General features: G+C 42.7%; 21 protein-coding genes. 8 read left to right on the forward strand and 13 right to left on the reverse strand.

Going from position 1 to position 24922, the window contains the following annotated elements; all coding sequences use genetic code 11:
* The first annotated feature begins 2 nt into the window (after nucleotides 1-2).
* A complete protein-coding gene (locus ACI2IW_RS06975) occupies nucleotides 3-338 on the forward strand; it encodes an Mpo1-like protein (protein WP_394124734.1) in 336 nt (111 codons plus the stop codon).
* Nucleotides 339-463: 125 nt separating this feature from the next.
* Here the strand turns inward: ACI2IW_RS06975 and ACI2IW_RS06980 are convergent, their stop codons facing one another.
* The 3 genes from ACI2IW_RS06980 to ACI2IW_RS06990 form a co-directional block, all read right to left on the reverse strand.
* A complete protein-coding gene (locus tag ACI2IW_RS06980) occupies nucleotides 464-2185 on the reverse strand; it encodes an AMP-binding protein (RefSeq protein ID WP_404693156.1) in 1722 nt (573 codons plus the stop codon).
* A 265-nt stretch (nucleotides 2186-2450) separates the two neighbouring features.
* Nucleotides 2451-3752 (reverse strand): glutamate-1-semialdehyde 2,1-aminomutase, encoded by a 1302-nt coding sequence (gene hemL / locus ACI2IW_RS06985; protein WP_404693157.1) that lies wholly within the window; start codon nucleotides 3750-3752, stop codon nucleotides 2451-2453.
* A 103-nt stretch (nucleotides 3753-3855) separates the two neighbouring features.
* Nucleotides 3856-4209: a zinc ribbon domain-containing protein YjdM gene (locus ACI2IW_RS06990; protein ID WP_101211332.1), complete on the reverse strand. Its 354-nt coding sequence runs from the start codon at nucleotides 4207-4209 to the stop codon at nucleotides 3856-3858.
* A gap of 456 nt (nucleotides 4210-4665) precedes the next feature.
* Here ACI2IW_RS06990 and ACI2IW_RS06995 point away from each other — a divergent pair, with 456 nt between their 5' ends.
* Both ACI2IW_RS06995 and ACI2IW_RS07000 read left to right on the forward strand, forming a co-directional pair.
* A complete protein-coding gene (locus tag ACI2IW_RS06995) occupies nucleotides 4666-5418 on the forward strand; it encodes a YgfZ/GcvT domain-containing protein (RefSeq protein ID WP_404693158.1) in 753 nt (250 codons plus the stop codon).
* A 91-nt stretch (nucleotides 5419-5509) separates the two neighbouring features.
* Nucleotides 5510-6835 carry a D-amino acid dehydrogenase gene (locus ACI2IW_RS07000; protein ID WP_404693159.1) on the forward strand — a complete coding sequence of 442 codons (1326 nt, stop codon included), beginning with the start codon at nucleotides 5510-5512 and terminating at the stop codon, nucleotides 6833-6835.
* Between the two features lie 92 nt (nucleotides 6836-6927).
* Here ACI2IW_RS07000 and ACI2IW_RS07005 read toward each other — a convergent pair whose 3' ends face one another.
* Both ACI2IW_RS07005 and ACI2IW_RS07010 read right to left on the reverse strand, forming a co-directional pair.
* A complete protein-coding gene (locus tag ACI2IW_RS07005) occupies nucleotides 6928-9126 on the reverse strand; it encodes a molybdopterin oxidoreductase family protein (protein ID WP_404693160.1) in 2199 nt (732 codons plus the stop codon).
* Nucleotides 9127-9189: 63 nt separating this feature from the next.
* Nucleotides 9190-9888 (reverse strand): TetR/AcrR family transcriptional regulator, encoded by a 699-nt coding sequence (locus ACI2IW_RS07010; RefSeq protein ID WP_404693161.1) that lies wholly within the window; start codon nucleotides 9886-9888, stop codon nucleotides 9190-9192.
* Between the two features lie 210 nt (nucleotides 9889-10098).
* Between ACI2IW_RS07010 and ACI2IW_RS07015 the strand changes: the two genes are divergently transcribed.
* The 4 genes from ACI2IW_RS07015 to ACI2IW_RS07030 all read left to right on the forward strand — a co-directional run bounded on the left by ACI2IW_RS07015 (nucleotide 10099) and on the right by ACI2IW_RS07030 (nucleotide 13824).
* Nucleotides 10099-11340: an NADH:flavin oxidoreductase/NADH oxidase family protein gene (locus ACI2IW_RS07015; RefSeq protein ID WP_404693162.1), complete on the forward strand. Its 1242-nt coding sequence runs from the start codon at nucleotides 10099-10101 to the stop codon at nucleotides 11338-11340.
* Between the two features lie 435 nt (nucleotides 11341-11775).
* A complete protein-coding gene (locus ACI2IW_RS07020) occupies nucleotides 11776-11979 on the forward strand; it encodes a CsbD family protein (protein ID WP_057758006.1) in 204 nt (67 codons plus the stop codon).
* Between the two features lie 723 nt (nucleotides 11980-12702).
* The gene (locus ACI2IW_RS07025) at nucleotides 12703-13365 is read left to right on the forward strand and encodes a hypothetical protein (RefSeq protein WP_404693163.1); all 663 of its coding nucleotides are present in this window, start codon (nucleotides 12703-12705) and stop codon (nucleotides 13363-13365) included.
* A gap of 84 nt (nucleotides 13366-13449) precedes the next feature.
* Nucleotides 13450-13824, forward strand: coding sequence for a hypothetical protein (locus ACI2IW_RS07030; protein ID WP_102090887.1), 375 nt, complete (start codon nucleotides 13450-13452; stop codon nucleotides 13822-13824).
* Nucleotides 13825-13966: 142 nt separating this feature from the next.
* On the opposite strand, the gene ACI2IW_RS07035 is transcribed toward ACI2IW_RS07030, so the two are convergent.
* The 8 genes from ACI2IW_RS07035 to ACI2IW_RS07070 form a co-directional block, all read right to left on the reverse strand.
* Nucleotides 13967-14278 carry an NGG1p interacting factor NIF3 gene (locus ACI2IW_RS07035; protein WP_404693164.1) on the reverse strand — a complete coding sequence of 104 codons (312 nt, stop codon included), beginning with the start codon at nucleotides 14276-14278 and terminating at the stop codon, nucleotides 13967-13969.
* Nucleotides 14279-14315: 37 nt separating this feature from the next.
* Entirely contained in the window at nucleotides 14316-14948 is a 633-nt protein-coding gene (locus ACI2IW_RS07040; protein WP_404693165.1) for a DNA-3-methyladenine glycosylase, read from the reverse strand.
* Nucleotides 14949-15297: 349 nt separating this feature from the next.
* Nucleotides 15298-15768 carry a hypothetical protein gene (locus tag ACI2IW_RS07045; protein WP_404693166.1) on the reverse strand — a complete coding sequence of 157 codons (471 nt, stop codon included), beginning with the start codon at nucleotides 15766-15768 and terminating at the stop codon, nucleotides 15298-15300.
* A gap of 317 nt (nucleotides 15769-16085) precedes the next feature.
* Nucleotides 16086-16799: a phosphoribosylaminoimidazolesuccinocarboxamide synthase gene (gene purC, locus ACI2IW_RS07050; RefSeq protein WP_057757995.1), complete on the reverse strand. Its 714-nt coding sequence runs from the start codon at nucleotides 16797-16799 to the stop codon at nucleotides 16086-16088.
* A 128-nt stretch (nucleotides 16800-16927) separates the two neighbouring features.
* Entirely contained in the window at nucleotides 16928-17254 is a 327-nt protein-coding gene (locus tag ACI2IW_RS07055; protein WP_404693167.1) for a hypothetical protein, read from the reverse strand.
* 141 nt (nucleotides 17255-17395) lie between these two features.
* Nucleotides 17396-18301, reverse strand: a complete 906-nt coding sequence (gene dapA, locus ACI2IW_RS07060; protein ID WP_101204579.1) for a 4-hydroxy-tetrahydrodipicolinate synthase — start codon at nucleotides 18299-18301, stop codon at nucleotides 17396-17398.
* A gap of 450 nt (nucleotides 18302-18751) precedes the next feature.
* Entirely contained in the window at nucleotides 18752-19960 is a 1209-nt protein-coding gene (locus tag ACI2IW_RS07065; protein ID WP_404693168.1) for a hypothetical protein, read from the reverse strand.
* A gap of 277 nt (nucleotides 19961-20237) precedes the next feature.
* Nucleotides 20238-21692: a Do family serine endopeptidase gene (locus ACI2IW_RS07070; RefSeq protein WP_404693323.1), complete on the reverse strand. Its 1455-nt coding sequence runs from the start codon at nucleotides 21690-21692 to the stop codon at nucleotides 20238-20240.
* An 864-nt stretch (nucleotides 21693-22556) separates the two neighbouring features.
* Between ACI2IW_RS07070 and ACI2IW_RS07075 the strand changes: the two genes are divergently transcribed.
* A complete protein-coding gene (locus tag ACI2IW_RS07075) occupies nucleotides 22557-24830 on the forward strand; it encodes a cation:proton antiporter (RefSeq protein WP_404693169.1) in 2274 nt (757 codons plus the stop codon).
* Nucleotides 24831-24922 lie beyond the last annotated feature (92 nt).

The following is a 24922-nucleotide window of genomic DNA, read 5'->3' on the forward strand; positions in this document are numbered from 1 at the left end:
ACATGGTAAAAACTGAAAATTCGCCCAAACAGGCATTTTATGATTTTTACTTAGATGAGCATCAAAACATAGCCTGTCGCCGCCTACATTTCGCAGGCAGTAGCTTTGGCCTACTAGGATTGGCAAAGTCTGTCAAAACTGGGTCAGCCAAACCTTTGGTAAAGGGCATTGCCGCTGGATATGCTTGTGCATGGGTTGGACACTTTTTCTTTGAAAAGAACAAACCCGCTTCTTTTAAGTTTCCATTGAAAAGCTTTGTCAGCGATTTTCGTATGTATAGCGATGTGCTACGAGGCAATCTAAGCTTGAGAGATCGCAAGTTTGATAAAGCACGATAACGTTTAGTCGTCATATAAATTAAATGACAAAAAAAACTGGGCTACTATTTTAGTAGCCCAGTTTTTAATTATGTTGATAGCTTCGTTGATATCAGCTCATTTCTATAAGCAAAGTGACACATTTTTTATCGTAAGGATTTGCGTAATATTTTGCCAACAGCAGTCTTAGGTAGCTCATCGATAAACTCGTAGGACTGTGGGCGCTTATAACCAGTTAAACGCTTGCTTGCAAAGTCTTTTAGCTCCTCTACGGTGAGATCCGCGTCTTTTTTGACCACAAACGCTTTTGGCACTTCCCCGCTATGGTCATCTGCCACCCCGACTACAGCGACTTCGAGCACTTTAGGATGTTCAGTCAGCGCAGCCTCTACTTCATTGGGATATACGTTAAATCCTGATACCAGTATCATGTCCTTTTTACGGTCGACGAGTGTCAAAAACCCCTCATCATTCATGACGCCGATATCACCTGATCTAAAATAGCCATTTGGGGTAAAAGTATCAGCATTGTCTCGCTGCCAATAACCGAGCATGACCTGTGGCCCTTTGATACAGACCTCACCCCTTGTACCTACTGGGCAAGTATTCCCATTTTCATCAATGATATGGATATCTGTCAAAGCCAGTGGTAGTCCGACGCTACCATTGAACTCTGTAATGCCAGACGGATTGAAAGAAATAACAGGCGCCGTCTCAGACATTCCATAACCTTCGCTAATAATCATACCTGTCACTTGCTGCCATTGATCAGAAACCGCTTTGATAATCGCTGTGCCACCACCGATAGATAAGGCTAAACGACTAAAATCTAGACTAGCGAATTTTGGATGATGCAACATGCCAATGAATAATGTATTCACTGAAGGTATAACGTGAGGTCGGTGCTGTTCAATGGTATTCACTAGACCATCGATATCACGTGGATTGGTGACCAATATATCTTCCCAGCCGCCATAAAGACCTAGCAAGCCGCAGACCGTAAACGAAAAAATATGATAAAGCGGTAAGGGATTAAGTATTTTAATCTGCTCGCTACGATTGGCTTCAATCGTTTTACCAAACATCGCGTAGCACTGGCAGACATTGGCCATGACATTATAATGAGTTAGCATGGCGCCTTTTGGCTTGCCAGTCGTACCGCCTGTATATTGCAGTAGCGCCAAATCTTCACGTTCAATCGTAACTGTTTTGAACGCTTCTGCACCATAGGCCTGCATAATATGTGCAAACATTATGTTGTGCTGTGATGATTCATTTGATAATTCGGTCGAGGAATGTGTTTGCTCATCTGTGTTCGCAGATTTTGCTGTGCCAATTTGACTGAGCAAGGCAATGTCGTTATCAGCAATGCTAGGATCAATGGAACATCTGACCACCCATTTCAACTGCGCTTTGACTGTGTCATCTAATTGCTCATAAGCAGTGCTCATACCATCTAGCACAATTAGACCACAGGCTTGAGCGTCAGTAAGCTGATGTGCCAATTCATATTGAGTATACATGGGATTGACATTGACCAATACCACACCTGAACGTAGGCAACCTAATAGCACCACGGCATACTGCAGTATATTGGGCAGTTGTACCGCAATGCGGTCGCCTTTCTCAATACCTTGCGCTTGTAAAAAAGCCGCGAAACGTCGACTGGCAATGTCTAACTGTCCAAAAGTGAGCGTCGCCGCACCCATACTAAAAGCTGGCAATTCACTATGCTGTTCAATCTTTGGTTGCAGTAAGTCAATTAGGTTGTGCTTACCTTCCAATACATCCAAATGATTGTCTAGGCCGTATTGGTCGTAAGTGGCTTGCCATAGTGGCGCGGTATTGCTAGAAGTGCTGATACTCATTCGTTTGCATCCTTGCTTAATTGTCCGGGGTTAACTCAGAATATCATAACTTATTGTCTGTTTTTCGGATGCGCAGGCAAGAACTGTATAAGCATCAGTCACGTTAACGGCTATACAAACCATCTTCAAAAATACTTTGTATTCTTCCCAATACGATTATAAATAAGATATTGATAAACAAAAAAACCAGCAAAGACCACAGGATGATCTCGCTGGTTTTTTAAGCTTCAACTTTTTAGTTAGCTAATAACTTACATGGCATAAACTATGCTTTTGCCATTTCTGCAAATATCTCATCAGCTGCTTTGATTGACGCATCAATATCTTCATCGCTATGTTTGATAGACATAAAACCTGCTTCATAAGCTGACGGTGCCAAATAGATACCGCGATCTAGCATACCGTGGAAGAAAGTATTAAATACGTCCATATCGCACTCTGTCACGTCATCGAAGTTTTTTGGTGTTTCAGTTGCGCCGTCTTTAACAAAGAACATACCAAACATACCGCCAAGCTTATTGGTACGTAGATGAATACCCTGTTTATCAGCTGCTGCTTGGAAACCATCCACTAGGTGATCAACTTTCGCTGCTAACTCATCGTAGAAACCCTCTGCCGTTAAGTCTTCAAACATAGCGATACCAGCGCGCATTGCTAGTGGATTGCCTGATAACGTACCAGCTTGATAGACGCCGCCAAGTGGCGCGATGCAAGACATAACTTCTTTTTTACCACCGAAAGCACCAACGGGTAAGCCAGCACCGATGATTTTACCGAAACAGGTCAAATCAGGGTCAATACCGAAATGGGCTTGCGCGCCGCCAAGACCAACGCGGAAGCCCGTCATCACTTCATCAAAAATCAATACTGCGCCATTAGACGTACATTCTGCGCGCAACGTATCATGGAATTCTTGTGTTGGGATAACCATGTTCATGTTGCCAGCGATAGGCTCTAAGATAACGCAGGCAATTTCTTCACCCCATTTCTCAAAGCAGTCCTTAATCGCTTGCGGATCATTATAAGGAATCGTAATCGTATGCTTGGCAAAGTCTGCTGGCACGCCTTTAGACGTTGGCTCACCAATATCAAGCATTCCAGAGCCAGCTTTTACCAACAAGCTGTCTGAATGCCCATGGTAGCAGCCTTCAAACTTAACGATTTTGTCACGCTGAGTATAACCACGTGCTAGACGAATCGCGCTCATGGTCGCTTCTGTACCAGAACTGGTCATACGAATCATCTCAACGCTAGGCACGATTTCACAAATCTTATCAGCAACCGTAGTCTCAAACGGCGTTGGTGTGCCAAAGCTCAAACCATCATCAGCAGCTTTTTTAACTGCATCAATGACTTTTGGGTGTGCATGACCCAAAATCATTGGGCCCCAAGAGCCGACATAATCGATATAAGCATTGTCTTCAGTGTCGTAAATTTTGCTGCCATTGGCACGGTGCATAAAGATTGGCGTACCACCGACCCCTGCAAAAGCGCGGACTGGTGAGTTGACACCACCTGGGATATGTTTACGTGCTTGTGCAAAGAGCTGTTCGTTTTTAGTACTCATAATTATTCTCTACTTATAGCGACATTTATAACGACAATGTTTTGTGATTAAACGTCTGCTTTATATTTGTTTATTATCGAATCTTTCAAGAAGTTTTTACAATTTAAGCTTTTTTGACCACAGAAGACTTAAGCTTCATCGGGCCATAGCCATCAAGCTTACAGTCGATATCATGACCGTCAGTAGCATCTGGCAACAGGCGAATGCTTTTCGCTTTCGTTCCTACTTTAATCACGAGTGAAGAGCCTTTGACTTTTAGGTCTTTAATGACCGTCACCGCATCGCCGTCCTGTAGCTCATTGCCAACAGCATCACGAATAACTGCGTCTTGGTCTTCAGCTTGCGCTGCATCAGTCTCAGCCGCCGTCCATTCATGAGCACACATAGGACATACCAGTAACGCACCATCTTCATACGTATATTCAGCATCACATTTAGGGCAATTTGGTAAGCTCATTATTTCCTCGGCAGCCATCGTACATTAGGTTAATTGTAGAGCTGATATTGTACCGTAACTCACCATCTTTAACCAATTTGTACGCTTGAAAATCAAACGCTATGCCCAATTTAACACTTAACTCATCGCTTACTGATGACGTTTTTTATGACAGGGTTTTTTGTGGTACTCTTCTTAGCCTCATTTAGATTTATGTGCACAGATGCTGTCAATGATAAAAGCGCCCATATAATTTTTTATCACTTCGATTTACCCTCTATATTAGGGCGTGTCCCTATTTTAAAAATGAGATAAATCGCAGGCAAACAAGGAAAATAGCGCAGGTAATATCGAGCTATTGGCCAGCTATTTGACGCCGTTTGCTAAAGATATATCCATTTTTAGCCCATTTAGTCATAAACATTTGAATTAGGGATATGCCCTAATAAGTAAGCTCTCACCAGAAGGATAATAACAATGACTCAGTCTTCAAATTTATCAGCCGTACCGCAGTTTTCGCAATTAACTATCCAAGGCGAAGATGCCGAAAAATTCTTGCAAGGGCAATTGACTTGTGACGTTACCAAGCTCGGGCTTAGCTATCAGGCAGCCGCTATCGGTAACCTAAAAGGTCGTATTGAGTTTGGCATCTGGATCAAAAAACAAGCAGAAAAACATTATGATGTGGTCATAAGTAGCGACTGTGCTAAGTCTTTTCAGGCACACCTTAATAAGTACGGGGCGTTTTCTAAATTCGAGACCAGTGCACCAGCAGCGATCTATCCTTGCGTGCTAGCAAATGAGCCAACTTTTAGCCATAAAGACGACCATAATACTGCTGACGATACGCAGGCTTGGATGGCAGACAGTATTGCCACTGGTAATTATTGGATTGTGGCCGCGACTCAAGGTGAGTTCCAACCGCAAGAGCTGCGTCTACATCAGCGCGGCGGCATGGACTATGATAAGGGCTGCTACTTAGGCCAAGAAGTCATCGCTCGTATCTACTTTAAATCTGCACCCAAAGCATTTTTACACTATGTGCAAGGTACCGGTGAAGCACCAAGCGCAGGTGACAAAATTGATAAAATCCAAGTGGTCAATGCGATGAAAAATGATGATGGCTTTACCGCTTTGGTCGTGGCGCGTCCTGAACAATTGGCAGAAAGTGATTTGAGCATATTGGACTTACCAACCGCACTACAAGTAGATGTTGCGCGTCCAAAATAAAAGCACATCGAATCAAGCAAGCGACGTAGCGAAGGTGATGGTCGTTCAATACAGCGCGACCGTCATGACTAACATGAGCATAGAGAATCCTATGACACATATTGCGGTACTCGGAGCAGGAGTGGTGGGCGTGACCGCCGCATGGTATCTACGTCAGGCAGGCTATGATGTGACTGTGATTGAGCGAGAATCAGCAGCAGGTATGCAGACATCATTTGCCAATGGCGGTCAAATATCTGTCTCACATGCCACGCCTTGGGCCAATCCTACAACCCCGATGAAAGCGCTCAAATGGCTGTTTAAAGAGGATGCTCCACTACTCTATCGTTTGCGCGCTGATAAAGCGCAGCTCAAATGGGCCATGCAATTTTTGCAAGAGTGCCGCGCCGATAGAGCCGATGCCAATCTCGTGCAAATGGTGCGCTTAGGTCTATATTCAAGAGATACCTTACAACAGCTGCGCGCGGATATTGGCATCAACTACGAGCAGCAAACACGCGGTATCATGCATTTTTATACCAATCAAGCAGAGTTTGATGCGGCTATCGAACCAACTGAACGCATGCAAGCCCTCGGTTGTGAGCGCCATGTGATTGATATCAATAATGCTGTCAACTTAGAACCAGCGCTCTATCCAATTGCGCATAAGCTTACTGGAGCGACCTATACCAGTCGTGATGAGTCTGGCAATGCGCATCTATTTACCCAACGATTGGCACAGCGCTGCATCGATGCTGGTGTACAGTTTTTATATGATACCGAGATCTTAGCACTCAATACCGATACAGACTCTTCGCGCCCGCACGTGCACAGTATTACTATTCGTCCAAAAGGCGAAAATGCGCAGACTTTCACAGCTGATAGTCATGTGATCGCGCTTGGCAGCTATAGCGTACCTCTGCTAAAACCTTTGGGGATACACGCGCCAATATTTCCAGCAAAAGGTTATTCGGCTACCTATACGGTGAATCCACGGGCACCGCACTTAGCGCCTTTTGTCAGTTTGATTGATGATGAATTTAAGCTGGTCACCTCACGACTGGGGGACAAATTGCGAGTTGCTGGTACCGCTGAATTTAATGGCTATAATTTAGACTTAAATGCCACGCGCTGTGAAGCCATCACTCGGCGTGTACAGCAGTTATTTCCGAAAGGCATTATCGCAAACTCGGTGCAATATTGGACAGGACTGCGCCCGATGACCCCATCGAACGTACCTTTGATTGGTCGCGCACACTGTGGTCAAGTCAAACATGGTAGTCATAACGCTTCAGCCACTTTTGATAATTTATGGCTCAATACAGGACATGGCACATTAGGGTGGACACACTCTTGTGGCTCTGCAAAGGCCCTTAGTTTGTTAATCCAAGGCGAAACCCCTAATGTCGATTTTGATTTTATCGGCATGAGCGTTTGATCGAGTCAGCGATATATTTAAATTGCAAACAAAAAAAGGCGCTCACTTTACGTGAACGCCTTTTTTGTATTTCTACAAACTTATCATTAATTTTATGCTAGTGCGCCTTCTGCTACATTGTCTGTAGCAGCAGATAAACCATCAACACCCATATCCAATGCTTCTAATTGCACAGGCACACCGTTAACGGCGGCATTACCACTCAACTGATCAATCAACGTCTCATCGGTCAAATCGTTGACGCTAACCCCTGCGTGTGCTTGAGCAATCTTTTGCTTAACGCCTTCACGACCGTGACCAAAGCCATGCGGAATGCTGACCACACCTGGCATCAGCTCATCCGTCACTTCTGCTGCGATGACCACGCTACCTACTCGAGAAGTTACTCTGACATCTTGACCGTCTGCAATACCATGTTGCGCTGCCGTTTGCGGATGCAACATCAATGTACAGCGAGACTTACCTTTTACCAGTCGATGGCTATTGTGCAACCATGAGTTGTTACTACGCACATGACGGCGGCCGATGAGCAGCGTTTGGCTACTGTCATACTCTTGCACCATTTCTTTGACACGGGCCAAATCTGACTGATAAAAATCAACATGAAGATGAATTTGTTTATCAGCGTGTTTAATAGCCTCTGGCAACATACGATGCAGCGGACCCAAATCGATACCATGCGGATTTTCAACCAGTGCTTCGAATGTCACCTCTTTATGAGGTCCATACTTAAGACCTTGCTCTAACAAGAACTTAGGACCAAAGGCTTTTGTCGCGGCACGTTCTTTTTGCGTTGCTTCTGGCGCATCTTTATCTAAGCGCTCTGCCAGTCCTAAATAAATCTCCCAGTCATGCTTGGTATCGTCAGTTTTATCAAACAAAGCAGGCGAATATTTGGCGACATTGTGCACGGCAAAACCATTAAAAGTAATGTCATAATGGTCGCGCTCTAATGGCGATACAGGCGGCAGAATAATATTGGCATGGCGACTGGTTTCAGTCACAAAGTAATCAAGCGAAACCATAAACTCTAACTGAGATAGTGCTTCATCCAACTTTTCACCATTTGGCGTACTCAGAACAGGGTTGCCAGCGACCGTAACGAATCCCTTTAACTGGCCTTCCCCTTCTACCAACATCTCATCTGCCATCGCAACCACGGGATACTCACCATTAAAATCTGGCAAATTGCTGACGCGGCTATGACGTTTACCCAGATAGCCTGGGCCAGAGCTATTCACAACATCGACAGCAGGATTCGGGAACATGAGTCCGCCCACCTCATCTAAACGACCCGTGACAATATTGATGACCATAGATAGATATTGGCTGAGCAAACCAAACTCTTGCACTGAGATGCCCATACGGCCATAACAAACAGAGCTTTCCGCTTCACAAAACTCTTTGACGATACGTTTGATTTCGGCTGCGGTAATACCCGTGATGTCTGCCACTGACTCAGGCGTATATTGTTCAGCAAACAAAGCAAGTCGATCGATCTCGGGTGCCAAGGCCGCCACTCTAGTATCGAGCTTGGCATAGCCTTGCGTATAGATTTCATTGAGCATGGCCAATAACAGCAATACGTCCGTCGCTGGACGAATAAAGTGGTGCTCACTAGCGATGTCTGCGGTTTCGGTACGTCTTGGATCAACCACTACTACCTTACCATCGCGCGCTTTGATATCTTTTAGCTTTTGACGCATGTTGGGCGCAGTCATGATACTGCCGTTAGAAGCCAACGGATTGCCACCGATGATAAGCATATATTGCGTATTATTGATATCGGGAACTGGAATACGCAGCATGTGACCAAACAGATGCATGCTAATAATATGATGTGGCAGCTGGTCGATAGAAGTGGCAGAAAAACGACTGCGCGTCTTTAAACTGGTAAGTAGTTGTTTGATGGTCAACATACCACCCATGTTGTGTACGTTAGGATTGCCTAGATAAACACCTAACGCATTTTGACCATACTTTTGCTGTATGGATTGAATACCTGCGGCGACTTTATCCAACGCTTCTGGCCAACTAATAGATTTCCAACCGTCAGCCGTTCTCTCTACCGGCTGACGTAAACGGTCAGGATCTTCATGCAAATCTTGCAAAGCGGTGGCTTTCGGACAAATATAGCCTTGCGAAAAGGGATCGTTTTTGTCCCCTTTAATCGACAAGACTTTTTCGCCATCATGTTTTATTTCGACGCCGCACATTGCCTCGCACAATGTACAAGTTCTAAAATGCGTTTGCGTTTCGCCTAACGTTGGTGCAGCCGTGGTGGTGGCCATAGTCACTCTCCCTGTTGTGTTTTTTGTTCTAGATTTCATGACAATAATTTTTGCTTATTATCACTACTGACTAGTATTGCTTCCGTGCAAAAAATTGGCGAACAGTGCATCAAAGCTGATACTCAACGTGGCAATCGCTTGTTGCCTTGAGTAACGCTGCTGATGACAGCCCAATATCAACTCATGTACTTGTGCCGCCGCCATATCGACGCATAGATTGACAGCACTGCGCTCGCAAGTACGATTAGATAACTGCAATCCCTGAATGAATATCTCTGTCCACTCTTCTTGTATTTCGGTAATCAGATTGCCCAGTCCATTATTTAATGATGACTGGTTTTCTATATTGTCACTAAATCTAGGACGGTCTTCGAGCAAGTGTTGAAACAGTGCGATATTCTCAAATGCAGAATCAAAAATCATAATCAGGCATTGTCGACATTGCTGATTAAACTGATCTTTACTCAACAGGTCATAATCTTTGAGCATATTGACCCATGCCAGTCGCATCGGTGATAGGTAGTTGTCTTTTAGTTGGGTGCTCAGCTCGTTTTGCAGCGCCTCTAGGCTCTCAAAATGATTGTAAAAACTGGGCTGTGCAATACCTGCACCTTTGGCAATTTTATTCATGCTCATGCCCTGAGCACCTTCCAAACTATACAACCGCAAGGCACTTTTTAATAACGCACGCCGAGTCTTGGCTTTTGCTAGCTCACGTTTAGATTCTACTGGGACTGTTAAATCTTGCGTTAGTACATTCAATGCAGAGGTCTTCCTATTCAATAGATAATTATATCGACACACCAGTAATTTACCTTAGGTGCTATTGTGCCAAAAAAATGTGATGATAATGGTCAACTGCCGACAGCGAATATCTTAGCTATAAGGTTATAGTCATTTAAACCATATGTCTATAGCCAAACCCATAGTAGAACTCATGCTTCACAAAACAACTATTTTTAGGCCACTATCATGACATCACCTGCATTCTCCCCTTTAGTGCTGCCTTGTGGCGCTACCTTACCCAACCGCTTAGCAAAAGCTGCCATGGAAGAAAACATGGCTGATGTCGGTCAAGTCCCTGGCTCTACTCTGCTCCATCTATATAAAAACTGGGCAGAAGGCGGTACAGGTCTGTTGATCACGGGAAACGTGATGGTCGATGGCCGCGCTATGACAGGGCCTGGTGGTGTCGTATTAGACAAACACAGTGAGATAGCGCCTTTTAGAGCGTGGGCAAATGCTGCTAAACACAACAATACACAGGTTTGGATGCAGCTCAATCATCCTGGTCGTCAATTATATGTTGCCATGGGCGGCGATGTGCTATCACCTTCTGACGTAGCGATAGATTTAGGTAAGCACTCTCATCTATTTGGTAAACCGCGTGCGATGACGCAGCAAGATATCGAGCAACTGATACAGCGGTTCGCGGATAGTGCCCTAAAAGCAGAGCAAGCTGGCTTCGATGGTGTACAAATTCATGCCGCCCACGGCTATCTAATTTCTCAATTTTTATCACCGCTTACTAATAAACGTAAAGATGAATACGGCGGTTCGATTGAGAATCGGATGCGATTATTAATCGAAGTAATCAAAGCCGTTCGTGCTCAAGTTGCGCCTACCTTTGCAGTGGCTGTTAAGATAAACTCGGCCGATTTCCAGCGCGGAGGATTCGATGCAGATGATGCTAAAGTGGTTATTTTAGCGATGAATGAATTGGCCGTAGATTTGGTCGAATTATCAGGTGGCAGTTACGAAAGCCCAGCCATGCAAGGCAGTACAGCTGATGGTCGCACGTTGCAACGAGAAGCTTACTTTTTAGACTTTGCAAAGGAGATTGCTCAAGTCGCTACCATGCCTATCATGACGACAGGTGGCGTTAGGCGATTGGCTGTCGCAGAAGATGTACTGGCGCAAGGGATTGACGTGGTTGGTATGGGAACCGCATTAGCCATGAACCCTGCTCTACCGAATGACTGGAAAAGTGATAGTACGCTTAGTGCTCACAATCCTGTGGTACGCTGGAAAGATAAAACCTTAAGTGCAGTTGCTACAATGGCGGTCATCAAACGACAATTACAACGCATGGGGCAAGGAAAATCACCCAAACCAAATGCGTCGCCAATTTTCTCATTAATTTCTGATCGTATACGAATAAAGAAACTCACCAAACGCTATCATCAGTACTTGAATAAATATTCGACGAAATAACTTTCAATCAATTTCAAAGACAATAAAAAAGCAGCTACTCTATTTTTGAGTATCTGCTTTTTTATCTACATAAGTATTTTCGAATAATGATATATTTTTTTAATATTCATATAAAAAATAAATTCATAGAAAAAATTATTATCACGCACAATAGACGCAATTTACGTGGGACTACTACAGCAGCCCTGTAGATAACACTTAGTAAACGCTCACTATAATTAAGTAACACTATAAACATAGCATATACAGACAGCTGAATTGAAAAGTCCTATATTTAATCTCACAAGATATTTGGAACCCATCCTTTATCCTTGTGCAATATAATTAGAATAAAAATTAAATAGTAGTATCAGTAATCGAAATCGTGAAATAAGAACCAAAATAGTTATTAAGAAATAAATCAAACACAATAAGTTCAATAAAAGGAATAATACAATGAACGAACATACTCTAAAAGGCGAATGGAACCAAATGAAAGGTTCGGTTAAACAAAAATGGGCCGAGCTAACAGATGATGACCTTACCCATATCGAAGGTAGCCGTGACAAGCTAGTAGGCCGCGTACAAGAGCGCTATGGTCATGCCAAAGAAGACGCAGAGCGTGAAGTAGATGACTGGCGTGTAGAAAACAAATATTAATATATTTAGTTCATAACTACTGTACTGAATAAACTGAAAAACCGCATAGAAATATATGCGGTTTTTTTATGGCAAATTTATACTGTACAGATAATCTGTTGGAGAAATAAATTACCATTCTCCAGACACGATAAAACCGCATAGCAATCAATTGTTATGCGGTTTTATTGTTAACTATCCATGTTACCTATCACGACTGCTTTTCATGCATCCTTGCACAAATATTCAGTATATTGTGATACTGGGCATCCTGCCCTTTTTACTACACTACAGCTTCAGTATTACTTGCTGCTATCAGCAAAGGGACTGTGTCCTTACTTCAATCGCTATTGTCATCCTGACGCTAGTTATCGAATCATTATCCTTAATGCGGTCAACTCAATCCTTGAGTCACATTTCCTAATGCCGTGTGACTATAATGCCTAACTCTCACTCGTATGTTAAGTCGCGTAAACGTCATTGCGTGTAAGCATATGCTTACAACAATCTATTTTACTTGCCACAATTATTACAACTTATTAACGCAAATGACACCTAGCGCAAAGTTTTGTGCTCTATTATAGATAATGTAAGGAAATATTTCGAAAAATAAATCACTAGAGATACTTATTAATGACGATTTAATTTAATTCGCCAGAATACTTTTAAAATCTTATAGTTATAGCAGTTATAGATATTTTTAACATATATCGCCTATTTAATACCATCATAGGATATTGCCTCATGAACATAATAAAACCCTTCTCTATTAAGGCCACTTTGTCTATCGGTCTTGTCGCTTCCTTATTGGGTACGACCGTGGGTTGTGCGGTTGTAGGTCCAGGATATGACAATCAGCCCGTATATCGTGGTGATAATAATAGCCAGAACAATAATTTTAATCGCGTAAGTCAGCAGCTTCGACAAGACTTGCGCCGCAAAGGCTATCAGGTTATAGATATCAGAGCTGATAGTTACCGTGGTGATCGAGCTCTTACGGCTTATGCTAAAAAGAACAACCAAGCCTACGAGCTAAAATATACTTACCCTACCCTAAGACTCATCAGCTCAAGCAAAAGAGCATGGCCAGATAACTGGGATAATAATAAGTCGCAAAAGAATAATGACCGCTATAAAGAAAACAAGCATCAAGGTAATTATCAAAATGGTCAGCGCTATAAAAAAGGCGATGTTGAAGACACTATTAAAAGAGAAGCACGTTACCCAACTATCAAACGCCGTGCTATCAACAAAGTAAGGGCTATGGGCTACCGTGTTGAAGATATCGAGCTTGAAGAGAAAAACAAGCGAGGCGTCTTTGAAATTGAGGCCAAACGCGGTTCACAGAAGTACGAAATATTATTAAGTTATCCAAATTTAGATGTGATCAAAGTCAGAAAAGATTGATTACTTTCAGCATTTTTAACTAATTACCTCGGTACATTTAGCTTTTATCCATATTGAGCAACGACATATTATTAGGAAATCATTATGAAAACTCTATCATTTTCGACGTTAAAAACGGTAGCGACTGGCAGCATAGTCGCAGCCTTATTGGCAGTGACCACAGGCTGTGTGACTGCGCCGAATGGCTACAATGGCTATGACGACCTATACGAGCATACTCATAAGGACAATAAAGGGCATAAAAAACACAAAGACAAAAAGAACGATAAAGACAGCTATGTCTCCGTTGTCGAGCAACGAGCTGCTAGTAAAGTCCGTAGCATGGGATATCGCGTCAAAGACGTCAAATATAAAAACGGTGATCGTAAGATTAAGATAAAGGCTGAACGTGGACGCGATGATTATAAAATCGAGCTAGGCTATCCAAGCTACAACGTGATTAAACTTAAAAAAGATTAATCAATTATTAGGGTCTGATATTCACTATTAATATTAAGTTGGAACATTAAAAACTTTATAACCAAATAAGTCATCAAGTGGCTTATTTGGTTTTTTTATGAGAATTCTTACACTCAATAAGCTAATATTTTTCTATATAAAACTAGAAATTCAAAACTTTTATCACATCATAAGCTGGCGTTTCATAGGGATGCGCTTCTTTTAACGCGGCAATGGTAGCATCGATAAAAGCTTCATCTACCACCATTTCTACTCGCCACTCATCGACCGTTTCTAAGCTATCCTGTGTACCAATATGCGGATTACTACCTGACAATGGTATAAACTGACCGGCTCCTCGTACCTGCCAACAGCATTGCTCATAGTTTCCAATCTTCCCAGCACCAGCAGTAAACAGAGCAGATTTCACTTGGTCTAACGCTGCATCAGGAATAAAAACAGTCAACTTATACATAGGTTTACCTTATAGAATGGTTTTGAATCTCAATCTGCTAGTTCTTAGATAAAGAAGGGTGATCAGTCCATATATAACGTAGCAGCCAGTCTTTTGCGTCACCTGCATAATCAATACCAATACGTGGGCGTAGTGATACAGGTGGCTGGCAGCCATCATCTTCTATCCAAACGTCTGATGATGGCGAAATAGATTTGCCATATAAATGACGATCAATTTGCAAGCGTTTGGTCAATTTCCCAGGACCTGCGAACTGCTTAGGATGTGTAAACTGTTTATCTGAACTGAGTTGTTGCTCTTCAATAAGACGGTCACTATCATCAGTCAAAAACCCAGCGCGGATCAATACCGATTCAGGCGACTCTACAGAGCCGCTAATCAAATTTAACATATGATGCACGCCATAGGTCAAATAGACATAGAACACACCGCCTTGCTCATACATAATCTCTGTGCGTGCCGTTCGAGTACCTGCATGTGAATGGCACGCAGGATCATCTTGACCAATATAGGCTTCGGTTTCAGAGATACGCATACGTAGCGTTTTTTGCTGTCCATCACTATCGGTTAACTGTCGACATAAGACTTTACCAATCAGGTCAGCAGCGACCACACAGGTTGGACGAGCGAACCAGTCAGGCTCCAAAACAGTTGATGAGGCAGTAGACATTAGCAAAACCTTTTCTTATTTTTATGGTCTAATTGATATGAGTAAGCAATAACAAATTAGCATAAAAATAAGATAAGGTATCGAGGACAGTGTTGGCGCTATGTTTGATTTTTTATACGAGCTAAACTACCAGCCTGTGCCTAAAGGGTATTACAGGTTGATAAATAGATAGGAATTGCAGTCTGTTATAAGTGGTTCCATTATGGCAGTCTGTTTTAAGTGGTCTGTTAATAGGTTTGTCGAGTGAAATAGCTGGTTCCGTTGGGGTATACATTAGGATGACCAATCAGGTGCTTTCGCTGGTTCGACACCCTACATGGGAACTATACTCTCAAATAATAGACTCATGCTAATCAAATAGCTTTTCAACAAACAGTTCATAATTAAAATCACCTTCTCTATCCATAAACTCTGGATTCAAAACGCCTGTATTCGGATGTAGGATTGCCCACCAATTCTTATCAGGAGATAGTCTATCAATTTCAGCGCTTACAGCCATGCTAGACTGTATCGGTAAACCTGAAAAATCATTTGTTATTAAATGTGCCAAAAGTTCTTTGATTTTCTGTTTTTTCTTTTCTTCATTTAATTTAGAACCGTTAAATACCTCATCAAAAAACTCGTCGTGCTTTAACTTAAGATTTCCATCAATCTCATCAACGTAGTCGTTAGTCCAGAAAATTAAATCACTCCAATATCGATATGGAGAAATTCGACTGATTTCATCCAAAACTTTGTTATCTTCTTGCTCACTTAAAGTATTTGATAATAACTTATCAATAAGAATGGTCATTTTTTCTCTAATTTCTTCTTGTTTCATATTATTTCGTCTCAGAATAATTTAGTCAAAACCATTTAACATAACGTTCGTAACGACTCATACTATCAATTTCATGGTATATAAATTTATACCTAATGTTAGTATTCCGATACCTGTATAGCGCACCGATCACTAATGGAATATTTATGGTAAGTACACCATGAAGTACACTGCAACCAATTCAGAGATTTTAAACCTTGATACTCCTAGCCTATAGCCAGATGTTCAAGTCCTCACTAGGGAACCAACATTAATATAATGACATAAAAAAACTGAGCACATGGCTCAGTTTTTATTTTATGCTAAGTATCTGATACTTATTTTAATGGTACACCAATACGGTCAGCGACTTCTTCATAAGCTTCGATCACATCGCCTAATGACTGACGGAAACGGTCTTTATCAAGTTTTTTCTTAGTGTTCTTATCCCAGATACGGCAGCCATCTGGTGAGAACTCATCACCTAACACGATACGGTCATGGAATACGCCAAACTCTAGTTTAAAATCAACTAAGATTAAATCACCCGCATCAAACAATGCTTTTAATACATCGTTGACTTGATAGGTTAGCTCTTCCATCTTAGCCAGTTGCTCTTTGGTCGCCCAGCCAAGAGATACAGAAAGTGATTCGTTAACCATCGGATCACCTAGCGCATCATCTTTATAAAAAAGCTCATAAGTTGGCGGCGTCAATGCCTGACCTTCTTCTAAGCCTAAACGACGCACCAAACTACCAGCTGCAAAGTTACGCACCACGCACTCTACAGGAATCATGTCCAAGCGTTTAACCAACACTTCGTCATCAGACAATTGCTTCTCGAAATGTGTTTCGATACCAGCATCAGACAATTTTTGCATGATAAAAGCATTAAAGCGGTTATTAACCACACCTTTACGTGCTAATTGTTCGATACGCTTACCATCAAGCGCTGAGGTATCATCACGGAAGTGCAAAATCAGAAGATCATTGTCCTCTGTTTCATAGACAGACTTGGCTTTACCTTTATACAGCAGTTGTTGCTTTTGCATTATGGGGGTTCCTGTTCGTTCAAGCTTATGTGGTAAAAACGCGCAGCTACCGCTGACTGATGTAAGATACATGGTTTGCGGCTATGATAAAAAACGCAACAGTCAGCGATATAGATAAGGGAATAAGTTTAGTTCGAAGTGCTGCTAACAGCACGCTGAGGCTTTGGTAGCTGATACTGATTGCCTGACTCATTTTGTAGTTGGAGTGTGTTTGCCCCAGCATTAGGTGTTGAATACAAAGGTACAAAGGGTGCCGTTTCTTGTGCGGCAGGTAGCTCTATCGGTGCAAGCTTTTTGCTTTGTTGATAATCTAAGCTACCGTTGTCACGTTTACCAAGCAAGTTTTTAGTTGCTTGACAGCCGCTCAATACCAAAGTACTACCCAAAACCAAGGTCAGCATTGCTGGAAATAATTTTTTCGTTGATGATGCTGTCTTTGATGTTACTGTCATCATGTTGTCTCTCTGAGTTAGCAGTTATTGCTCATGTAGGCGATGGACTTATCATGATAAGTTGACTTGCTGCTAGCTCGAATGGCACTTATCTAATGTGCAGCAAGTCTTAAATCGCCGAATATCAATTGGCTAAATATCAATTTATCGTATGTTTGCTCGAACCAATGCTTCATCGATAGTCGCATGATGCTGCTCCGCGAGCCAAACCAATGGCAGACGGATACCTTTATCGATAATGCCCATTTTATGCAAGGCGTATTTCGCTGGGATAGGGCTTGATTCGATAAATAGGTCACGGTGCAGATGCTTGACCACGTCATGGATTTTACCAGCCGCTTCAAAGTCACCACGTAAACCTGCAGAAAAAGTCTCACTCATGGCTTTTGGTGCCACGTTAGCAGTGACTGAGATATTGCCTTTGCCGCCTACTTTCATTAGATCAAGTGCAGTGCCGTCATCACCAGATAGCACAACCATTCTGTCACCAACGGCTTTGATCAATTGCTCACCGCGACCGACAGATCCTGTCGCATCTTTGATAGCAACGATATTATCGATATCACACAAACGCTCGACCGTTTCTTGAGCGATATCAACCACTGTACGTCCAGGCACGTTATACAGCATTTGCGGTATATTTACGGCTTTGGCAATGGCTTGATAATGCTGGAATAAGCCTTCTTGTGGCGGCTTATTGTAGTAAGGAGCAACGAGCAGCGCGCAATCTGCACCTGCATCGGCAGCATCCTGAGTCAGTTTGATGGCTTCCATCGTGTTGTTGGCACCAGTACCCGCGATGACCGGTACACGACCTTTAACATGCTGGACAAAATAGCGAATGACATCGCTATGCTCTTGCATAGATAGGGTCGCTGATTCGCCAGTAGTACCAACAGCCACAAGGCAGTGTGTGCCCTGCTCTATCTGCCAATCTATGAGATCTGCGAGACGTTTATAATCGACCTTACCGTCAGGGTGCATGGGCGTTACCAAGGCTACCATTGAGCCTTGTAGTCGGGTTTTGATCTCGTCGTATGCTGTGCTCATAACCGTGCCTTACTGTATTATCCTAGCTTTTATTAAAGCTGTCACATGATAGGTCGTTTGCAAGTGGCCATTGCTTTATATGCGTTGATAAACGCTGATGGCGTAACTTACTTGATGTTAATGCTGCGTCTCTACTTACTATAATAGCGTTTGTACCATAGATTATTATATCTACGATATTAGTATCGTGATGGCAATCTACCAAGAGTAATAGGCGTACTTACTAACCGACAGAAATATAATAATAAGAGTGCTCGTTAGTGTAGCATATTTTGATTTGACCGCTATCAATCAATTGACAGTCAGCCCATAATTTTAGTACCAAAAAACGTGTATTATTTTTTGCTTAAATTTATAGAACTTGAACTAAAACCTTGTAGATGAATAGTTACATCATTAAAGGAGCAGTTTAGCGTAATCAACGTACGCTGATAAGTCTCTTATGTAATATTAACGAATCGTCAACACATCGATAGTAGGTCGATAGAATCGAAAAGGCAACCCTCTCGTACCGATGCCGCTACTAACAAATATCTGTGCACTTGCATGTTGATATAAGCCGCGCTGCTTACCCATGCGACTGTTATATAGCAATGCTGACTGCTCACTACTGCGTCGAATATCGTTTTGTTTTTGAGCAAGCAGGATATTTTTTTGAATAGCCTTTGCAGCGCCGGTTATCAATAAAGGGCGTGGTTGTAAAGATTTTGGCAGATCACTGATACTATCAAATCGTGATGCCAAGATAATCACTGGACTGGTGGCATTGGCAATCTCTGTTCCAAGCATTGCTTTATCAGTCGCCTCTGACGTTTCGATATCTGTAGATTGCTTGGGCACATCTTGCCAGCCGCAAAGTACCGCTACTAATGGATTTATATTTGAACTTTCTTGCTCAACACTGTCTTGATTATTAGTTTGATTAGTCGACTGATTGACGACTGACTGCTTATTTTTCGCTCTTGCACATTTGAGTGGTAGTGACGTACATTGCTGACCAATATAATTGATGTCGAGTACATCAAAAGTACTGGCCAATGTATCTTCTAATAATGGCTGACCTTGCTTGGTCGTATTCATAGATTGATAACGCAAGTCTGAGGTACTCATGACCGTATAAACAGGTTTATTCACCCCTTTAAATAGCATTAACTGACCCACCAAGTCTGCACTAGGATAGTATAGCCAGTCGCCCGTAATCAGTACGGCATCTGCCGATAAGGCATTGATAGTAGAGACCAGCTTGCGAATATGACGCGGCTTACCACCATATATTCCTATACGCAAATCTGCCAATACGGCTACTTTGAGCGGTGTAGACAAATCTAAGTCAATAGAATGATGCTCTAATCGTAAGCGGTTAGGTTGTACAATGACAGTATAAAAGTATAAGCCCATCATCAATATTGCCATCAGTACGGCAGATAGTGATAGCTGCGCTAACATCGGCATCAGCTCCTGTGACCAAACCATGATAAGCAATATCGCCCAAACAGGCATCGTATAAGCAGCATAATACAATGCTAGCTTCACCCAAATACGCATAAAGCGCTTGGTAGGATTGGCATTAAACGTTTGTAGCCCTGACCACAGTGCAATGTACGCTAGCAGTGCTGCTGACGTCGTTGTAATAAGCGTATGTAGAGCGGGGTCAGTCATAATTACCTAGCGGTTGCATAATGGTACGAGCCTACTAAGCGACTCGGCCCACCTTAGAGCCTATTGATTGATCAATAACTCATTTAACGAATGGATTGCTGTTGAGGTCTTACTCTTAGCTGTTTGATAAAAAATCAAACATTATAGAGGTCGACCTCCATGATAGACAAGCACAATTATTGACGTGCGCGCTGCCTTTATACTCTGCACCGTAATCTGAGTTACGTTATTAGTCACATTAACAGTGACATTCACAGTCACGCTTTAATCATGACACCTACTCAATACGCAGACCAATAATAGCAGGAATGCCTTGGCGTATAACTTCTATAGTGACTACGCCTTTTTTAGGAAGAGATGAGATAGCACCTGAAAAGTCTGCCACTGTTTCGATCGGCTTTTGATGAAAATTGGTAATGACATCACCTGCTAGAATACCTGAGCGCGCGGCCAATCCAGTAGGATCCACCGTGGTAACCAATATGCCCGTTTTATTATCGACAGCGATTTCTGCTTGTTCATCTGTCGTCAAATCGCGTAAACGCAAGCCCAATTGTACATCATCATTTTGCTCATCGCCGCTCTGTGCTCTTACATCATTGGGCGCGTAAGCGAGCTTGCCGTTAATCACCATCTGCTTACCGTTACGCTGAATCCGTGCACGGAAGGGGTCGCTTGGACGCGCTCGGTTGAGCAAGTTCAGCAAATCAGATGCCTCCATGATTTGTACGTCATTGTATTTCAAAATGATGTCACCAGGTTTTAGGCCTGATTTTTGTGCTGGTGAATCTGGTGATACGCGAGTCAGTAAGGCACCTTGAGGACGCTCTAAATTATAAGCCTCGGCCAGATTGCGATCGATATCTTGTGGGTAAATACCTAGATATGCACGCGCCACTTCACCATCATTTTTTAGCTGCTCATAAATATCCATGGCAGCGTCAATAGGGATAGAGAATGACAGCCCCATATAACCGCCAGTACCACTAAAGATGCGCGAATTGATACCAATCACTTCGCCGCGCTGGTTAAATAGTGGCCCGCCAGAGTTACCCGGGTTTAATGCCACATCCGTTTGGATAAATGGCACACTGGTCTCACGCGAAAAGCTACGCGACTTGGCACTGACAATACCAGCAGAGGCTGAATAGTCAAAACCAAATGGCGAGCCGATTGCTAATACTGGCTCCCCTACTTTTAAACCACTTGAGTCGCCAATAGGCAGGGCTGGAAATTGATTGCCTTCAACTTTTAGCACGGCCACATCTGAGCGCTCGTCACTACCAACCAAAGTTGCATCAAGCTCGGTTCTGTCATTGAGCGTCACAGTGATTTTGTCCGCACCTGCGATGACATGATGATTGGTCAGCATATATCCATTGGAGGTAATAAAAAAGGCCGTACCATAAGCATGTTCAATCGCTGGAGTAGCAACTCGATCAGGGATGCGTAGACGATCACCAAAGAACTGACGTAATACTTCAGCAGTCTGAGCCTTAGCAAGCTCGGCTTCACTAATCGTTTTGGTGACATTGACGCGTGCCACTGCTGGCGTAACTTGTTGCACCAAACCAGAGAAATCAGCCGTAGTGACTACAGCCTGAGCACTGTTTATCGTCGTGAGATTAATACTAGCGAACATCGCGGTACTAACAGCGAGTGCCAGCGCACTACGTTGTAACCAGCGCTGCATATCGGCAGTGGTCTGTCCTTTGAACATATTGATAGGCATTTTGTGTCCTCCATATGAGTAATCGCTGTTATTAACAGCCACGTTATGATTGTCAGCGATAGCGACTACACCAAGCGGCATGCCCCTATTCGTTACTATTTGGTGAAATTATATTCTCTTATCTATTTATATTGCACATCACTTTTATTCGAACTTATTGTCATAACTATTTAGCCATTACTTTACGATTATTTTTATCCCTACTCATTACTTGAATATTTATAGAGTGCCTGTCTTTAGAAGATGGTTAATAGTGTAGAACATGATTAATAGTGTCTTATAAAAACAAATACTCTCAACGTTCAGTATATGACATTTCATAGCGCCAACACTATTATCCTGTGCGTGACGTGCATGCCCAACGCAGCTACTGTATGATAAATAAAAACTTAAAGTATTATGCTGATGCCATTTGCATAGTGCAGGATAACCCAAGACAGCGTTATTTCATACGGGCTTCGTATACTTTCGTGGCCGTAAGATAGCTTTTTAGCAGGTACGGCTTACATCAGCTTGAAATAAAATCATGGTATGATGTCAAACCAAATATTTTACTAAACAAACAAAAGTTAGCTTGTATATAAGACTGTTTATTACAGGCTTATGAACTGGCTATCATCACTCTTGTTTTCCATCTTTTGCATTTCTAGCGTATTGTGATTTATCTAGAAGCGCTTTTGTCTTTGCTACTTTATAGTAGTTATATCATATCTAGCTTATGTTGTGATTCATGATGGCTATCAGTGCGATGGTTTGGCTACAACAAAAACGGATAACAACTTAATGTTAAATAAACGGTAGCGACTATCTTATAACAGCTATCGATAGATATAAAATATGACAAGATTATAAAAGGATTAATTTATGGATACCGCCCTTTTGCTATCCGGCGTGGTTGGGATTGGCATTGCCGCCCAATGGTTGGCTTGGTATTTAAAGCAACCATCCATTTTATTTTTATTACTGATTGGTATTATCGTTGGCCCAGTGCTGGGTGTATTTGACCCAGATTTGGTATTAGGCGAGCTGATGTTTCCCTTCATCTCTTTGGGCGTAGCGATTATCCTATTTGAAGGATCGCTAACGCTAGAGTTTGATGAGATTAAGCAACATGGTACCGTGGTACAGATGCTGGTATCGGTCGGTGTACTGATTACCATTGCTATCGTGGCCCTATCGACCTATTTACTATTCGATGTCGATCCATTGATTGCTCTACTATTCGGTGCGTTAGTCTGTGTGACGGGTCCAACGGTCATTATGCCGCTGCTGCGTAGTGTACGCCCTAACAAAACCATTTCCAACATCCTAAAATGGGAAGGTATTATCATTGACCCAATCGGCGCTATCGCTGTGGTATTGGTCTATGAGTACATTATCTCAGGCGGCGAAGCCAGTAGTATTCTACTGTTTGCTAAAATTGTCGTATTGGCAACGGCAATGGGTATGGCGGGCGCTTGGCTACTTGCGTTCCTTATGCGCCGTCATATGATTCCTGAGTTTTTGCGTAATGTCTTTACCTTAGCATTTGTACTGGTGTTATTTTCGATATCAAATCATTTAGAGCATGAATCTGGTTTATTAACTGTCACAGTATTGGGCGTGGCATTGGCAAACTGGCCAAAATTCCCACGTGAAACGATTTTAGAGTTCAATGAATCGTTGACCATTTTGCTGATTTCAGTGCTATTTATTATTCTGGCGGCGCGCGTAGAATTGGCAAGCTTGCTCAGCGTTGGTTTTGCCGGGCTAGTGCTGCTCGCGATTGTGATGTTTGTCGCACGTCCATTATCAGTCTGGGCATCAGCTATCGGCTCGAACCTTAAGACCAATGAAAAGCTGATGATTAGCTGGATTGGCCCACGTGGTATCGTCGCTGCTGCCATTTCATCACTGTTTGCCATTCGTTTGCAAGAGTATGATATTCAGGGTGTAGAGCTACTTGTACCTCTCGTATTTATGGTCATCATTGGTACGGTCATGATTCAAGGCTTGGGTGCAAAAGTAGTCGGTAATTTACTTGGCGTACGTGAGCCTGAGACCAACGGTATCCTTATCGTTGGCTCAAACCCAATTGCGCTATTGATTGCTACTTCTTTAAAAGATCAAGGTTTTGACGTTATTGTTGCGCACAATAACTACACCAACATTGCACGCGCACGCATGAGCGGTCTGCGCACTTACTTTGGTAATCCTATCTCTGATCATGCAGATCATCATCTGGATCTAATCGGTATTGGTCGTCTGTTTGCGATGAGTATGGACAAAGAAATGAATACGTTGTCCGAGATTCACTATCGTCATGAATTTGGTGAGCGTAAGCTATACCGTCTTAAATTCAGTGACGAAAAAGTCAAAAGCGAGCGTGATGACAAGCAATCGAACTTCCATTCACAGTGGTTGTTTGGCAAAGATGTGACCTATACCAAGCTTGCCAGTATGCTGTCCAAAAAAGCTCGAATTAAGATTACCAACATTACGGATAGCTATAGCTTTGAGCAATATAAAGCGGATAATAAGCAATTTGTACCGCTATATACGGTAGATAAAGAAGGCAAACTGCACGTCATCACCGATAAATTTGACGGTACTGTCCCTCGTGACCGTAAGCTTATATCGCTAGTGGTAGACGATGAAGTACAGCCGAAGCCAGTCGATGTAACGCCTAAGCAAGAGCAGGCTCGCATGGCAGCGGATGCTAACTTTGAATCCAACTCAAAAGCCCCTGAAAAGCGCAAAGAGCAGGAGCCTAGCCCTGACGATAGCCAGACAGCAGCGCCAGAGCCTTCGGTAGATAGTGACAAAAGTGATGGGCAAAACACTGCTAATCAGTCATCAGCTACCCAAAGCAGTAGCACCGAGACTAAGTCACCTTCTAGCACTACCGTAGAGAAAAGTGAGCCAGCAGAAGAGCCAAAAACGTCTGCTACTAATGTGGATAATAAAGGCGTCATGTCTGCAAACTCGACAGCGACTTCGAAGACCAAAACCTCTACGAACAGTAATGGCAATGGTAGTGCCCCTAAAAACAAAAAAGGGGCGCTTGACCCAAATCGTCTACCTGACTCTGCTCAGGATAGCGACGCCTCTATCGCTACTACTGATGGTGTAAAAATAGATAAAATAGATGACAAATAACGTGCATAGTTATCTGCTTTATTGACTTAAAAATAAAATATTTACCTTAACAAAAAGCCCCAGCAATGTGCCGGGGCTTTTTATTGGTGCTA

This window comes from Psychrobacter sp. NPDC078501, from assembly GCF_044900935.1.
GTDB lineage: Bacteria > Pseudomonadota > Gammaproteobacteria > Pseudomonadales > Moraxellaceae > Psychrobacter.

Excerpts from the sequence above, each read along its gene's own strand:
- ACI2IW_RS07005 (WP_404693160.1), bottom strand. The coding sequence starts at position 9,126 with ATGGCCACCACCACGGCTGCACCAACGTTAGGCGAAACGCAAACGCAT.
- hemL (WP_404693157.1), bottom strand. The coding sequence starts at position 3,752 with ATGAGTACTAAAAACGAACAGCTCTTTGCACAAGCACGTAAACATATC.
- ACI2IW_RS07020 (WP_057758006.1), top strand. The coding sequence starts at position 11,776 with ATGAACGAACATACTCTAAAAGGCGAATGGAACCAAATGAAAGGTTCG.
- ACI2IW_RS06975 (WP_394124734.1), top strand. The coding sequence starts at position 3 with ATGGTAAAAACTGAAAATTCGCCCAAACAGGCATTTTATGATTTTTAC.
- purC (WP_057757995.1), bottom strand. The coding sequence starts at position 16,799 with ATGCAAAAGCAACAACTGCTGTATAAAGGTAAAGCCAAGTCTGTCTAT.
- ACI2IW_RS07070 (WP_404693323.1), bottom strand. The coding sequence starts at position 21,692 with ATGCCTATCAATATGTTCAAAGGACAGACCACTGCCGATATGCAGCGC.
- ACI2IW_RS07075 (WP_404693169.1), top strand. The coding sequence starts at position 22,557 with ATGGATACCGCCCTTTTGCTATCCGGCGTGGTTGGGATTGGCATTGCC.
- dapA (WP_101204579.1), bottom strand. The coding sequence starts at position 18,301 with ATGAGCACAGCATACGACGAGATCAAAACCCGACTACAAGGCTCAATG.
- ACI2IW_RS07025 (WP_404693163.1), top strand. The coding sequence starts at position 12,703 with ATGAACATAATAAAACCCTTCTCTATTAAGGCCACTTTGTCTATCGGT.
- ACI2IW_RS07030 (WP_102090887.1), top strand. The coding sequence starts at position 13,450 with ATGAAAACTCTATCATTTTCGACGTTAAAAACGGTAGCGACTGGCAGC.
- ACI2IW_RS07040 (WP_404693165.1), bottom strand. The coding sequence starts at position 14,948 with ATGTCTACTGCCTCATCAACTGTTTTGGAGCCTGACTGGTTCGCTCGT.
- ACI2IW_RS07015 (WP_404693162.1), top strand. The coding sequence starts at position 10,099 with ATGACATCACCTGCATTCTCCCCTTTAGTGCTGCCTTGTGGCGCTACC.
- ACI2IW_RS06980 (WP_404693156.1), bottom strand. The coding sequence starts at position 2,185 with ATGAGTATCAGCACTTCTAGCAATACCGCGCCACTATGGCAAGCCACT.
- ACI2IW_RS07000 (WP_404693159.1), top strand. The coding sequence starts at position 5,510 with ATGACACATATTGCGGTACTCGGAGCAGGAGTGGTGGGCGTGACCGCC.
- ACI2IW_RS07055 (WP_404693167.1), bottom strand. The coding sequence starts at position 17,254 with ATGATGACAGTAACATCAAAGACAGCATCATCAACGAAAAAATTATTT.
- ACI2IW_RS07065 (WP_404693168.1), bottom strand. The coding sequence starts at position 19,960 with ATGACTGACCCCGCTCTACATACGCTTATTACAACGACGTCAGCAGCA.
- ACI2IW_RS06995 (WP_404693158.1), top strand. The coding sequence starts at position 4,666 with ATGACTCAGTCTTCAAATTTATCAGCCGTACCGCAGTTTTCGCAATTA.
- ACI2IW_RS06990 (WP_101211332.1), bottom strand. The coding sequence starts at position 4,209 with ATGAGCTTACCAAATTGCCCTAAATGTGATGCTGAATATACGTATGAA.
- ACI2IW_RS07045 (WP_404693166.1), bottom strand. The coding sequence starts at position 15,768 with ATGAAACAAGAAGAAATTAGAGAAAAAATGACCATTCTTATTGATAAG.
- ACI2IW_RS07035 (WP_404693164.1), bottom strand. The coding sequence starts at position 14,278 with ATGTATAAGTTGACTGTTTTTATTCCTGATGCAGCGTTAGACCAAGTG.